The sequence below is a fragment of the Brevundimonas sp. GW821-FHT10E09 genome (genome assembly GCF_058809375.1).
Genome location: NZ_JBXASO010000012.1, coordinates 82,569 through 96,272 on the forward strand (window position 1 = coordinate 82,569; position 13,704 = coordinate 96,272).

At 69.1% G+C, this 13,704-nt stretch carries 12 protein-coding genes; 5 read left to right on the forward strand and 7 right to left on the reverse strand.

Annotated features, from left to right (window positions below):
* Positions 1-240: 240 nt before the first annotated feature.
* Complete coding sequence (locus AC1RSI_RS12490) at positions 241-672, reverse strand: DUF488 domain-containing protein (protein ID WP_035308780.1); 432 nt, start codon at positions 670-672, stop codon at positions 241-243.
* Positions 673-787: 115 nt separating this feature from the next.
* Between AC1RSI_RS12490 and AC1RSI_RS12495 the strand changes: the two genes are divergently transcribed.
* Positions 788-1,765 carry a complex I NDUFA9 subunit family protein gene (locus AC1RSI_RS12495; protein WP_154726066.1) on the forward strand — a complete coding sequence of 326 codons (978 nt, stop codon included), beginning with the start codon at positions 788-790 and terminating at the stop codon, positions 1,763-1,765.
* Between the two features lie 118 nt (positions 1,766-1,883).
* A complete protein-coding gene (gene recQ / locus AC1RSI_RS12500) occupies positions 1,884-3,782 on the forward strand; it encodes a DNA helicase RecQ (RefSeq protein WP_492322679.1) in 1,899 nt (632 codons plus the stop codon).
* Here the strand turns inward: recQ and AC1RSI_RS12505 are convergent.
* The 5 genes from AC1RSI_RS12505 to mutM all read right to left on the reverse strand — a co-directional run bounded on the left by AC1RSI_RS12505 (position 3,740) and on the right by mutM (position 8,234).
* Positions 3,740-5,047 (reverse strand): hypothetical protein, encoded by a 1,308-nt coding sequence (locus tag AC1RSI_RS12505; protein ID WP_291756921.1) that lies wholly within the window; start codon positions 5,045-5,047, stop codon positions 3,740-3,742. The genes recQ and AC1RSI_RS12505 overlap by 43 nt on opposite strands.
* 71 nt (positions 5,048-5,118) lie before the next feature.
* Positions 5,119-6,021 (reverse strand): alpha/beta fold hydrolase, encoded by a 903-nt coding sequence (locus tag AC1RSI_RS12510; RefSeq protein WP_040349184.1) that lies wholly within the window; start codon positions 6,019-6,021, stop codon positions 5,119-5,121.
* A gap of 53 nt (positions 6,022-6,074) precedes the next feature.
* Entirely contained in the window at positions 6,075-6,860 is a 786-nt protein-coding gene (locus tag AC1RSI_RS12515; RefSeq protein WP_035308791.1) for an enoyl-CoA hydratase, read from the reverse strand.
* A 47-nt stretch (positions 6,861-6,907) separates the two neighbouring features.
* A complete protein-coding gene (locus tag AC1RSI_RS12520; protein WP_154726063.1) occupies positions 6,908-7,351 on the reverse strand; it encodes a hypothetical protein in 444 nt (147 codons plus the stop codon).
* Positions 7,352-7,370: 19 nt separating this feature from the next.
* Entirely contained in the window at positions 7,371-8,234 is an 864-nt protein-coding gene (gene mutM, locus AC1RSI_RS12525; RefSeq protein WP_154726062.1) for a bifunctional DNA-formamidopyrimidine glycosylase/DNA-(apurinic or apyrimidinic site) lyase, read from the reverse strand.
* A 139-nt stretch (positions 8,235-8,373) separates the two neighbouring features.
* Between mutM and AC1RSI_RS12530 the strand changes: the two genes are divergently transcribed.
* Both AC1RSI_RS12530 and AC1RSI_RS12535 read left to right on the forward strand, forming a co-directional pair.
* Positions 8,374-9,156 carry a phosphatase PAP2 family protein gene (locus tag AC1RSI_RS12530; protein ID WP_154726061.1) on the forward strand — a complete coding sequence of 261 codons (783 nt, stop codon included), beginning with the start codon at positions 8,374-8,376 and terminating at the stop codon, positions 9,154-9,156.
* A 77-nt stretch (positions 9,157-9,233) separates the two neighbouring features.
* A complete protein-coding gene (locus AC1RSI_RS12535) occupies positions 9,234-11,300 on the forward strand; it encodes an OPT family oligopeptide transporter (protein WP_154726060.1) in 2,067 nt (688 codons plus the stop codon).
* 177 nt (positions 11,301-11,477) lie between these two features.
* Here AC1RSI_RS12535 and ubiG read toward each other — a convergent pair whose 3' ends face one another.
* On the reverse strand, positions 11,478-12,296 hold the full coding sequence (ubiG, locus tag AC1RSI_RS12540) for a bifunctional 2-polyprenyl-6-hydroxyphenol methylase/3-demethylubiquinol 3-O-methyltransferase UbiG (RefSeq protein ID WP_008262621.1): 819 nt from the start codon (positions 12,294-12,296) through the stop codon (positions 11,478-11,480).
* A 56-nt stretch (positions 12,297-12,352) separates the two neighbouring features.
* Here ubiG and AC1RSI_RS12545 point away from each other — a divergent pair, with 56 nt between their 5' ends.
* A complete protein-coding gene (locus tag AC1RSI_RS12545) occupies positions 12,353-13,642 on the forward strand; it encodes an aspartate kinase (protein ID WP_154726059.1) in 1,290 nt (429 codons plus the stop codon).
* The last annotated feature ends 62 nt before the right edge of the window (positions 13,643-13,704 follow it).

Consider the following 13,704-nt stretch of genomic DNA (forward strand, 5'->3'; position numbering starts at 1 on the left):
GGAGGAACGCGAAGCGATGGCGGGATCGAAGGCGCACAGCCCTCCCTTGTTCTTTCGTCATTCTCCGGCAAGCCGCGCCTTCGCGGCGCAGTCCGGGGAACCCAGCGGCGCCGAAGGCGATGTGTCCGCCTCGGGATTTTTGAAAATCGGGTCGGCGACAGGTTCGCGCTCTCGCGCGCCGCTGGGTTCCCCGGTCTCGCTACGCTCGCCGGAGAATGACGAAAGAAGATACGGGCGCCCCTAAAGGTTGATCACGCTCGCGCCGGCCTCATCCGACAGCCGCTCCGCCAGGACGGCGCGGTGGCACCCGGCGTGGTCGGCCTCGAAGCACAGCAGGGCCACGCGCTTCTCGCCCGCCAGCGCCTTCAGCCGCTCATATTCCATCTGGGCCTGGGGCTCGGCCAGATGGTCGGCGAAGATGGCGCGCATTTCGGCGACATGACCCTTGCGGGCCGCATCCCGCCCCGCCTTGGGCGTGCCGAGGCCGCGCAGATGCAGATAGTCGATCCCCTCGGCTTTCAGGCTCTCGCCCAGAATCGTCTTGGAAAACCCGGCGCGGCGCGAGGCGGCGACGGCGCGGACATCGACCAGAAGATCGACCCCGGCCGCCTTCAGCCGGTCGATCACCTGGGCCTGGGTCGCGCCCTCGTAGCCGATTGTGAAGACTTTCATGGGTCGCAGATAGGGGCGGCGGCCACGATCGCCAGCTTGACAGTCCAACGCCGCGTTGCGGTGCGGCGCCCTATCGTTTATCCCGCCGACACGGATTTCGACTGGAGCTTTCCCCATGGCTGACCTCGCCCCCGGCGTCGTGACCCTCTTCGGAGGATCCGGCTTCATCGGATCGCAGGCGGTGCGCGCCCTGGCCCGTCGCGGCTGGCGCATCCGCGTGGCGGTGCGCAACCCGGTTCTGGCCATCGAGGTCCAGCCCCTGGGCGATCCGGGCCAGATCCAGTTCATGCGCTGCGACGTGACCAATGCCGAGGATGTGGCGGCGGCGGTGCGCGGCTCGCACGCCGTGGTCAATCTGGTCGGCGTCCTGCACGACGGCGGCGGCAAGCGCGGCTTCAAGAGCGCCCATGTCGAGGCCGCCAAGAACATCGCCCAGGCGGCCAAGGCCGCCGGGGTGGAGCGCGTCGTCCAGATCTCGGCCATCGGCGCCGACGCCAACAGCCGCTCCGCCTATGCCCACACCAAGGGCGAGGCCGAAAACGAGATCCGCGCCGTCTATCCCGACGCCGTCATCCTGCGTCCGTCGCTGGTGTTCGGCGCCAGCGACGGCTTCCTGAACCGGTTCGCCGCCATGGCGACCATGGCCCCCGCCCTGCCGCTGATCGGCGGCGGCAAGACGCAGTTCCAGCCGGTCTATGTCGGCGACGTGGCCGAGGCCGTCGCCCGCGCCGTGATCCGCGGCGACGCGGCCGGCCGCACCTTCGAACTGGGCGGACCGGACGTCTACACCTTCCGCGAGGTGCTGGAACTAGTGTGCCGCGAGACCGGTCGCAATCGGCCGCTTCTGCCCATCCCCTTCCCCGTCGCCCGTCTGATGGGTTCGGTGTTCCAGACCGTCGCCCTTCTGGGCCTGACCCCGCCCCTGACCCGCGATCAGGTCGTCATGCTTCAGTCCGACAACATCGTCTCGCCGGACGCCGCCGGCCTGACCGACCTGGGCATGGTTCATCCGACCAGCATGGGCTCCATCGCCCCCTCCTATCTGTGGCGCTATCGCGACGGCGGCCAGTTCGCCGTCTCGCCCGCCCACTGACGCCCCCTTCGCCGGCCTGACGCCCGGCCGTGAAAACGGCCCATTCTAACTTAAGACCCGGCCGTGAAAACGGCCGGGCGATCTTCGCACGGCGGAACAAATAGTGCACAACTCTCGGATGCCCGCCACGCAAACCCAGTTCCGCCCCGACCAGGACCCGACGCTGGACGACGCCCGGTCCCTGCTGTCGCGCGTCTGGGGCCACGGGGATTTTCGCGGGCTGCAAAGCCAGGTCGTGACCGAGATCCTGGCCGGGCGCGACGCCCTGGCCGTCCTGCCGACCGGCGGCGGCAAGAGCGTCTGCTATCAGATCCCGGCCATCCTGCGCCCCGGCCTGGGCCTCGTGGTCTCGCCCCTGATCGCCCTGATGACCGACCAGGTCGAGGCCCTGAAGCAGCAGGGCGTCGCCGCCGCCCGCCTGGATTCCGGCGTCTCGCTGGACGAGCGGTCGGCGATCTGGGCCGCGGCCCGGTCCGGCGATCTGGACCTGCTGTATGTCTCGCCCGAAGGCCTGGCGGCGGGGGCCATGATGGACCGGCTGGCCGAACTGCCCCTGAGCCTGATCGCCATCGACGAGGCCCACTGCGTCAGCCAGTGGGGGCACGATTTCCGTCCCGACTATCGCAACCTGGGTCTGCTGGCCGAGCGGTTCCCGAACGTCCCGCGCATCGCCGTCACAGCCACCGCCGACGCCCGCACCCGCGACGACATCCTGCGCTCGCTGCGGCTCGAAGAAGCCAAGGTCTTCGTCGACAGTTTCGCCCGCCCGAACCTGCAACTGTCGGCCGAGCGCAAGGAAAGCGCCTCGCGCGCCAAGACCGACGCCCGGGTCATCGAACTGGTGCGCGAGCGGCGCGGCAAGTCGGGCGTGGTCTATTGCGGCAGCCGCGACGGCTGCGACCGCGTGGCCCAGGCGCTGCGCGACGCCGGAACCAACGCCATCGCCTATCACGCCGGCATGGACACGAAGGAGCGGGACCGCCGGCTGGAGCGGTTCCTGGCCGAGGACGGCGCCGTCATGGTCGCCACCATCGCCTTCGGCATGGGGGTGGACAAGGCCGACGTCCGCTTCGTCATCCACGCCGATCCGCCGGGGTCGCTAGAGGCCTATTGGCAGGAGATCGGCCGGGGCGGCCGCGACGGCGAACAGGCCGAGGGCATCACCCTGTACGGCCCCTCCGACATCGCCTGGACCCTGCGCCGGCTGGACAGCCGCCCGATGGCCGAGGAGGTCAAACAGGTTCAGGTGCGCAAGGCCCGTCAGCTGTTCGCCATGCTGGACGGCGCCGTCTGCCGCGCCCAGGCCGTGCGCCGCTATTTCGGCGAGACCGACGCGGAGCCTTGCGGCGTCTGCGACATCTGCGGCGACCCGCCGCTTCTCTATGACGCGACCGTCCCCGCACAAAAGGCCCTGGCGGCGGTCCAGCGGCTGGGCGGCCGGTTCGGCCGGGGCCGGATCGTCGACCACCTGACCGGCCGGACCAAGGCGGCCCAGCCGTGGGAGCAGCAGTTGTCCACCTGGGGCATAGGCGCCGACATCTCGCCCAACGGCTGGCGCGACATCGTCGACCACCTGCTGTTCGAGGGCCTGCTGGTCGAGGATCCGAACGACGGCAAGCCCCTAGTCGGTCTGGGCGACGGCGAGGCGGTGCGCGCCGTCTACAAGGCCGAACGCAAGATCGAGGTGCGCCGCGTGCCCGCCGGCTACGACGCCGGCACGCGCTCGGGCAATCCGCGCAATCGCCGCGACCGCACCGGCGAGGGCCGCAATGCGGCGCTAGAGACGATGGACGCCGACGTCCGCGCCCGTTTCGAGGCCCTGCGGGCCTGGCGCCGCGACCGCGCCTCGGAACAGCACGTCCCGCCCTATGTCATCTTCCAGGACAAGACCCTGCTGGAAATCGCCCACGCCGAGCCCGGCGACCTCGCCGCCCTCGCCGCCCTGCCCGGCGTCGGCCAGTCGAAGCTGGACCGCTACGGCAAGGGGGTGCTGGAGACGCTGGGCGGTCTCGACTGATCATCGCCCAGTCCCGGCGCGACCTGCACCGGGAAGGCGCAGGCAGACGGCGGTCCGTTGAACGACAGACCTGAGGTCGCCGTCAGCTCGCCCCGCAGCACCTCGCCGATCAGGGCCTTGATCTCCTCGACGGACGGCTGTTTCGAACCGGGGTCGAAATATTTGAAGGCCGAGCGGCCGTCGCACCGATACTCGTCCAGGAAATAGCTGGGGACCGTCCCGCCCATCATATCGGGCGAGGTCGTCAGCCAGAAGGCGCGAGGCGAGGCCTTGGGATCCGACGCATGCACGACGCCGACGATCAGCCCCGTCAGGCCGGGACGGATCACGCTTTCTCGCTCGAACAGATCGACGCTCGCCCCCGCCGCCTCGAACCGATCCAGGGCCTTCGTCCCCGGCTCTGCCGACAGCGCCTGAACAGACGCGGAGATCAACCGGTCACGCTCGGCGGCATAGGCCGTCCAATCCTCCAGACGGGCCTGCGCGTCCATCATCGCGAAACTGGCGTAGGCGCCGATGGGCGCGGGCGCGGGTCGGGGGACCGGGGCCAGAAGGACCGTCGCCTTGTCGGCCTCGCCCGCATGGGTCGCCAGAACCGCCCGCATGACCCGCGCATGCCACGACGGCTCGCCCTCGCCACACAGGGCGATGATCCGATCCGCCGCCGCAGCCGCCTCATCCAGGGCGCCAGCCTCGAACCGCATACCCGCCGATGTCCACAAGGGTCCTGTCGCGCCGCAGTCGGAGACGCTGGCCGGATCGACCGCCGTCAGGTTCAGCATCAGGTCCTGTCGCGCCAGAATCGCCGACGGCACGAGATCGGCATAGGCGGCGGGGGAGCCGCACAACTGACCGCCCAGGCCAGGCATGGCGGTCAGCAGGGTCAAGCCGCACAGGTCCATGCGGGCCGCGTCCGCGTCGCTGACGCCTGGATCCGTGATCTGCACATTGATCAGCGTGCCGGGATTGCCGTTTACGCCCGGTTGATAGATGGGCATGGTGCGGGTGTGGGGCGCGCCGGCCGTCGCTCTGAGGGTTTCGACTGCGACCGGATCCTTGGCCACGCCGCGCAGGCCGTGCTTCTTGAGGAAGGACAGGGCGTATTGCGCCTGGCGATCACCTGTCGCGGCCCGCGTCTCCAGCGAGGGCACGGGTTCGGTGAAGGCCAGCTTCAACGGGGCGTTGGCGACCAGCGGATCGACCGTCGTGGCGCAGGCGGACAAGGCGGCCGCAACCATGGCCAGGCCGAAGAATTTGCGGATCATGACGACATTCCCCCGAATGATGCGTCATCATGCCAAGATCGCCACGACCCGTCCAGATTGTCAGAGAGACGTCAGCCCATGAACCGTTCCACCGCCGCCTGAAAGCGTGCGGGCTGGTCGATCATGACCTGGTGGTCGGCGCCCTCGATGCGGACGAATTGTGCGGGCCGGCGCAGGGTGGAGAAGCCGTAGCGGTACAGGCCCTCCAGCCGGTTGCGCGGGTTGTTCGTGTCCCGCGTCCAGCCATAGACCACCGTGACCGGAGCGGTGACGTCGCGCAGCCGTTGGCGCAGATCGACCGTCAGGGCTTCGTACAGGCCCTGGGCCAGCACCCGCCGGTCCCCGCCCTGCAGACCCAGGCCGTCGAACACCATGTCGCCCGCCAGGCCGAGGTCGCCGCCCAGGGCCGAAACCTGGCCCTTCAGCGCCTGGTCCCCGAACAGCATCAGGGCCTGATAGCCCAGCCGCGCCAGGGGCTCGACCTCGCGGGCGGTGACGCGGGAATCGACCAGGGCCGGAAAGAAGGGGGCGGAATCGACCACCATCACCCGGCCGATCCGGTCCCGCATGTCCGCCGCGACCCGCAGCGCGATCTGGCCGCCCAGCGAATGTCCGATCAAGGCAGGGCGCGAAAGCCGCTGTTCGCGGATGTAGCGTTCGATCTCCAGGGCGGCGGGCGCGGCCAAGGCGCCGCCGGCGTTGGCGCCGATGTCCGTCTGGCCGAAGCCCCGGATGGTGACCAGATGGACCCGATACCGGCCCTCCAGCTTGTCCGCCGTCGACCGCCACGCCGCCCCGGTCGAGCCCAGGCCCGGAATGAAGACGATATCCGGCCCCGCGCCCCGCGTCTCGACGATGATCCTGTCGGAACGGAAGGCGGGGGCCAGAGACGCCGATACTGTTGTCCGGGCGGCGGAGACGCCGGGCAGGACGAAAAGCAGGATCGCGAAAAGCGGAGCAAGAAGACGGCGCATGACCCGCACCTAACGCACGATCACGGCGATCGGTTGACGGCCGCGACCGTTAGTCATCGCCCCTTGAAGTCCGGCTTGCGCTTGTCGACGAAGGCGGACATGCCCTCCTTCTGGTCCTCGAAGGCGAAGAGAGAGTGGAACAGGCGGCGCTCGAACCGCACGCCCTCGGTCAGGGTCGTCTCAAGGGCGACATTGACCAGTTCCTTGTTCATCATCACCGCCAGCGGGCTCTGGGCCGCGATCTTGGCGGCGGCGGCACGGGCTTCGTCCAGCAGGGCGTCGGGGGCGACGACGCGGCTGACAAGGCCGGCGCGCTCGGCCTCGGCCGCATCCATCATCCGGGCAGTCAGGATCATGTCCATGGCCTTGGACTTGCCGACCAGGCGGGTCAGCCGCTGCGAGCCGCCGATGCCGGGCGCCACGCCCAGATTGATCTCGGGCTGGCCGAACTTCGCCGTCTCGGACGCGATGATGAAATCGCACAACATCGCCAGTTCGCAGCCGCCGCCCAGGGCGTAGCCCGACACGGCCGCGATGATCGGCTTGCGGAAGCGCATGATCCGGTCATGGCCCAGGGCGAAGAAATTGCCCTTGAACATGTCGGCGTAGGACTGGTCCGCCATCTCCTTGATGTCGGCCCCGGCGGCGAAGGCCTTGGCCGAGCCGGTCAGGATCAGGCAGCGCACGCTGTCGTCGGTCTCGACCGCATCGAGGAAGGCCGCCAGCTCGCCGAACAGGGTCGAGTTCAGGGCGTTCAGCGCCTCCGGCCGGTTCAGGGTCACGACGGCATAGCCGTCGGCGCAGCGTTCGATCAGCAGGGTGGAATAGGCGTCGGCCATGGGCGGTCTCCTTTGAGCGCGGTCATACAGTGACGCAGGCGGGCTTGCTACCGGCGCGGCGTCAAGGCCAGCGTCAGGCCGGCGCGCACCAGTTCGGCGACGACCGCCATGCCGAGCAGCAGATTGGCGGCGATCACCTGGCCGCGCGCGCCCGACAGATCCAGCGTCCAGCCGAAGACGGATGAAAGCGCCAGGACCAGGGCCGAGAGCAGGATCAAGCCGACCAGCAGCATCAGGGCGACATGCCCCGCCTTCAGCGCCGCCTGAAGCGTCGGCCCGTCGTCCAGCGCACGGGTGCGCCGTCGAAGCAGACGGGCGATCAGCCCGGTGGCGGCCCCTTCTGCGACGACGGCGACGATCAGGGCGGCGAGAAACCACCAGATCAGTCCCCCGAGATCGCCGGTGCGCAGACCTTGAGCGAAATGAAGGAAATAGGCGCCCCAGACCAGGACGCCGACCACCAGACTGATCCACAGATGGATTTTGCGCATGGGGCGGACCTCCTCGGGATTACGTCTTCTGGCAGGACGGGCAGTAGAAGGTCGAACGTCCGCCCTGGACGATGCGCGCGACCGTTCCCGTGCAGCTCTCGCCCCGACAGGCTTCGCCCTCGCGGCCGTAGACGTCGAACCGGTGCTGGAAATAGCCCTGGCCGCCCTCGGCGTTGGCGAAATCCTTCAGGGTCGATCCACCGGCGGCGATGGCGTCGTTCAGCACGTCGCGGACGACGGCGGCCAGCCGCTCCAGCCGCGCCTTCGAGACCGATCCGGCCGCGACCAGGGGCGAGATGCGGGCGCGATAAAGCGCCTCGCAGACATAGATGTTGCCCAGTCCGGCGACGATCCGCTGGTCCAGCAGCGAGACCTTGATGTTCTGTGTCTTGCCGACGAAGGCCTCGACCAGGTGCGCGCCGGAAAAACCATTGCCCAGGGGTTCGGGCCCCAGGCCGGCGAACCACGGGTGGACCTCGACCTGGTCGGTCGGGATCAGACCCATGAAGCCGAACCGGCGGGCGTCGGCGTAGCCGATCCGGGTCGAGGCGCCGTCACGGACGGCGCAGCCGCTGAAATGCTCGTGCTTGCCGGCGGTGGGCGCAGCCTCCTCGAACTCGCCCAGTTGGGTTCCGTCCAGGGTGAACCGGCCGGTCATGCCCAGATGGGTGATCCAGGTCTCGCCGCTAGACAAAGGCATCAACAGATATTTGGCCCGTCGGTCGATCCGTTGGACCGTCGCCCCCTCCAGCCGCTCGACGAACCGGTCGGGAAAGGGAAAACGCAGATCGGGCCGGTTGATCCTGACCCGGGACAGGCGCGCGCCCGCCAGTACGGGCGTCAGGCCGCGTCGGACGGTTTCGACCTCGGGGAGTTCTGGCATGGGTCGGTCCTAGCCCCTCGGTGATCGCGGGCCAAGCGGATCGTCCGCCCCCGCTGCGATCTTCAGAAAACCTTGTTCGAACCGACGTTCAGCCGACACCCTGGTCTGTCATCCGTTTTAGGCGCACTCCGGGGGGAACGTGTCTCAATCGATCATCATCCGCCGGCCCGGCGTCCGCGTCTCGAACCTGATTCGTTCGGTCGGTCTGACGCGCGACGACGCCGCGATCCTGGCGGCGGCGGCCGTTTTGGCGGTCAGCGTCTATTTCCTGGCCTTTCCCGGCGTCGATATTGCGGTCAGCCGTCTGTTCTACCGGCCCGAAGCCGGCTTCTTCCTGGCCGACAATCCCCTGCTGAAGGCGTTGCGCAAAAGCTCCTCCCTCGTTCTGGCCCTTATGCTTCTGGGCGTGATCGGCCGACTGGCGTGGCGCGCCCTGCGTCGCCGGCCCCTCGGCGCCGCCGCGCGCCGCGCGGTCTTCGTCCTGGCCGCCCTCGCGGTCGGGCCGGGCCTGGTGGTCAATCTGGTGCTGAAGGGGCTGTGGGGCCGCGCCCGTCCGGTTCAGATCGACCAGTTCGGCGGCGACGCGGCCTTTACCCCCGTCTGGATGGTCAGCGACGCCTGCCAGTCCAACTGCTCCTTCGTCTCGGGCGAGGGCTCCAGCGCGGCCTGGATGGTCGGGGTCCTGCTGGTAGTGACGCCGGCGAAATGGCGGCCGGTCGTCCTGCCCCTCGCCGTCGTCTACGCCTTCGCCCTGTCGATGAACCGGCTGGCCTTCGGGGGGCATTTCCTGTCGGACATCCTGCTGTCCTGGGCCCTGACCGCCCTGGTCATGACGGGGGTCTATCGGGTGACGGTGGCCTCGCCCGGCCTGGTTCGTCGGGCGCGGCGGCGGTTCCGAGGGCTTCAGCCCCTCCCCGCCTGAGCGTTGTCTGGGCGTGACCGGTTGCCGCAGGCGGCGTTATGGGCTTACGTCCGCGTCGAACGTGGGAACCGATCTCGATGACTGACGCCGCCGCTGCGCCCCAAAGCCCTGCCCAAAAGGGCCGGCTTGAACTGACCCTTCGCGCCCTTGTGCTGGGCTGCCTGCTGGCGGTGATCTTCACCGCCGCCAACACCTATCTGGGCCTGCTGGTCGGCCTGACCTTCGCCTCTGCCATTCCGGCGGCGGTCATATCGATGGCGGTGCTGCGCGCCTTCCGCACCTCGACCATCTGGGAGAACATGACCGTCCAGACCGTGGCCTCGGTCGGCGGGGCCATGAGTTCGATCATCTTCGTCCTGCCCGGCCTGGTGATGATCGGCTGGTGGCTGGAGTTTCCCTTCTGGCAGTCGGTGGCCATCTGTATCCTGGGCGGCGTGCTGGGGGTGACCTTCTCCATCCCGCTGCGCCGCGCCCTGGTGACCAACGGCGGCCTGCCCTACCCCGAAGGCGTCGCCGCCGCCGAGGTGCTGAAGGTCGGCTCGCGCGGGGCCGAACAGACCGAGAGCGCGGTGCGCGAGAACAAATCCGGTCTGTGGATCGTCGTCGCCGGCGCTGTCGTCTCGGCCGGCTACGCCCTGCTGGTCGCGGGTCGCGTCTTCGCCGGCGAGGCGGCGAAATTCTTCAAGCTGCCGGCCGCCCTGGGCGGCGGGGCCACCGGCATGGGTTTCGGCATGCAGTTCGCGCTTCTGGGCGCCGGCCATCTGATCGGCCTGACGGTGGGTCTGGCCCAGCTGTTTGGTCTGATTTTGGCCTGGGCCATCGCCGTGCCGATCCTGACCAGCCCCGACACCGTGGCCTGGCTGACGGCGCACGGGATCCCCTCCATCGCCTCCACCCTGCCCGCCGGCGCGCCGGCCGAGGAACTGGCGGCGACCGTCTGGAGCCGTGAAGTCCGCTTCATGGGCGCCGGCGTCATCGGCGTCGCCGCCATCTGGACCCTGGTCAAACTGGCCGGCCCGCTGATCGGCGGCCTGACCTCGGCCCTGGCCGCCAACGCCAAACGCGCCCACGGCGAGGTGCTGGAACGGACCGAACAGGACCTGCCCATCAAGCTGGTCGGCGCGATTTCGGTGGTCTGCCTGATCGGCATCGCCGGCCTGCTGGCCTGGTTCGCCCAGAGCGCCCCCGCCCTGGCGGGATCGACCCCGCTGCTGGTCATCGGCGGCCTGGTCTATGTCGTCCTGATCGGTTTCGCCGTCGCCGCCATCTGCGGCTATATGGCCGGCCTGATCGGCTCGTCGAACAGCCCGGTCTCGGGCGTCGGCATCCTGGCGGTCGTGATCGCCTCGCTGCTGATGCTGGGCGTCATGGCCATCGCGGGCGTGCCGGCCGATCCGTCGATCATCGCCTTCGCCCTGATCGTCACCGCCGTGGTCTTCGCCGTCGCGGTCATCGCCAATGACAATCTTCAGGACCTGAAGACCGGCCAACTGGTCGAGGCCACGCCCTGGCGCCAGCAGGTCGCCCTGATCGTCGGCGTCGGCGCCGGCGCCATCGTCATTCCCCTGATCCTGAACCTGTTGAACCAGGCCTTCGGCTTCGAGGGCGGGCCGCCCGCCATCGTCGAGGGCGCCAAGACCCTGGCGGCGCCCCAGGCCACCCTGATCTCGGCCCTGGCGCGCGGCGTCATCGGCGGCGATCTGCGCTGGGACCTGATCGGCCTGGGCGCGGTGATCGGCGTGATCATCATCGTGCTGGACGCCGTCGTGTCCAGGGCCACCAAGGGCAGGGTCAAACTGCCGCCGCTCGCCGTCGGCATCGGCTTCTATCTGCCCGCCGCCGTCACCACCATGCTGGTCATTGGCGCCGTCTGCGGCTGGATCTACGACAAGGCCGTGTCCAGCACCCGTTACGCCGACGTGGCGCGCCGCATGGGGGTGCTGCTGGCCTCGGGCCTGATCGTCGGCGAGAGCCTGTTCGGCGTCTTCACCGCCGGGGTGATCGTGGCCACGCGCGACGACGCGCCGTTCGCCATGCTGCCCGAGGGTTCGACCTGGCCGGCCATGCTGGCGGGGATCATCGGCTTCGCCGTCGCGGTCTTCGGCCTCTACGCCTGGACCCGCAGCCGCGCCCAGGCGGTGTGACTCTGACATTCTCCCTCCCCCTGCGGGGGAGGGGGGCGGAGGCGTAGCCGGAGCCGGGTGGGAGCGGCAGGGCGACACATCACAGACCTGACCTGATTCAGATCGGTGCGTCCGTGCCTGGCCGCCCCCACCCCGTCGCTGCGCGACGCCCCTCCCCCGCAGGGGGAGGGAGAACCGCTAGGCCGTCCGCGTCGCCACCATCATATAGTTGATGCCCGCATCGTCGCTCTGGCTCCAGCGGTCGGTCAGCGGGTCGTAGTTCAGGCCGTACGGCCCCTCGACCGTCACAGCCTCCTGCGCCAGCATCGTCCGGATCTCGTCGGGCTTCAGGAACTGTCGCCAGTCGTGCGTGCCCGCCGGCACCCAGCGCAGAATATATTCCGCCGCCACCTTGCCCAGGGCCAGCGACTTCAGCGTGCGGTTCAGGGTGGCGACCATCATCACCCCGCCCGGCCGCACCAGGCGCGAACAGGCGCGCACGAAGGCTTCCGGATCGGCGACATGTTCGATCACCTCCATGGTCAGGACCACGTCGAACGGCCCCGCCCCCTCGGCCTCGATCTGTTCGACCGTGGCGGCGCGATAGGCGATGTCCAGGCCGACCATCCCGGCGTGGGCGCGGGCCGTGCCGATATTCTCGGACGAGGCGTCGATGGCGGTGACGGAAAAACCCATCCGCCGCATCGGCTCGGCGATCAGCCCGCCGCCGCAGCCGACGTCCAGCAGGGTCAGTCCCTCGAAGGGGCGACGCGCCTTGGGATCGCGGCCCAGCCGGGCGCACAGCTGTTCGCGGATCAGGGCCAGCCGGGCCGGATTGAACCGGTGCAACGGCGCGAACGGCCCGTGCGCATCCCACCACTCGGCCGCCTGGGCCGAAAACCGGGCGACGTCGGCCGGGTCGATCGATGCGCCAAATGCGCCCTCGGACGAATTTTGCGGAAAACCATGCCCTTCGCGGGGTAGGCGAGACGGTGCGGCGTCGCTAGAAGCGGTCATGACGCGAGGGATGAACCTTCGCGCCCTTTCACGCAAGCAGGGGGCGAAACGCCACGATGACGCGGCCCGATTCTTCACGATCCGACACCACGCGACTGGTGATGAAGTTCGGCGGCACCTCGATGGGCGACCTCGAACGGATTCGGCGCGCGGCGCGAATCGTCGCCGCCGAGGCCGCCTCGGGCAAGAAGGTCGCCGTCGTCGTCTCCGCCATGGCCGGCAAGACCAATGAACTGGTCGCCTGGACCGACGGCGCCGGCCCGGCCGCGGCGGGCCTGCCGCTCAGCGACGACGAATATGACGTGGTGGTCGCCTCGGGCGAACAGGTGACGGCCGGGCTTCTGGCTCTGACCCTGCGCAACATGGGGCTGAACGCCCGGTCGTGGATGGGCTGGCAGGTGCCGATCATCACCGACGACGCCCACGCCCGCGCCCGCATCATCGACATCCCCGGCGAGAAACTGGGCGCCGCCCTCGACGCGGGCGAGATCGCTATTGTCCCCGGCTTCCAGGGCGTCACCCCCGACGGCAAGATCACCACCCTGGGCCGGGGCGGTTCCGACACCTCGGCCGTGGCCGTTGCGGCGGCCCTGTCCTGCCCCTGCGACATCTATACCGACGTGGACGGGGTCTATACGACCGACCCGCGCATCGAGAGCCGCGCCCGGCGCCTGGCCAAGGTCTCCTATGAGGAGATGCTGGAAATGGCCTCATTGGGGGCCAAGGTGCTCCAGACCCGCTCGGTCGAACTCGCCATGGCCAAACAGGTGCCAGTGCGCGTCCTGTCCAGCTTTATCGAACCGGACGCGTCCGGCCAAATGCCCGACAAGGGCGGAACCCTGATCTGCGACGAGGAGGAGATCTTGGAAAAGCGCATCGTGTCCGGTGTGACCATGAGCCGTGACGAGGCCCGCATCACCCTGCTGGGCCTGTCCGACCGCGTGGACGCCCCCGCCGACGTCTTCACCCGCCTGGCCGAGGCCAACGTCAATGTGGACATGATCGTCCAGAGCCAGGCCCGCACCGCCAATACGGTCAACCTGACCTTCACGACCGGCCGCCGCGACGCCGTGCGCGCCGCCGAGCTGATGACGGCCGGCCAGGATCATCTGGGCTTCGAGGAAATCCGCGTCGACGAGGATGTCGCCAAGGTGTCCGTCGTCGGGGTCGGCATGCGCAGCCACGCCGGTGTGGCCCAGACCATGTTCAAGGCCCTGGCCGACAAGGGCGTCAAGTTCCAGGCCATCTCGACCTCAGAAATCAAGATCAGCGTCCTGATCGACGCGGCGTACGCCGAACTGGCCGTGCGCGCATTGCATTCGGCTTACGGGCTGGACGCGATATAGGATGATTTGAACAGGCGCCTCGGCGCCGGAGCGCGGGAGCCATGATGCCGGCAGGCGGCGCG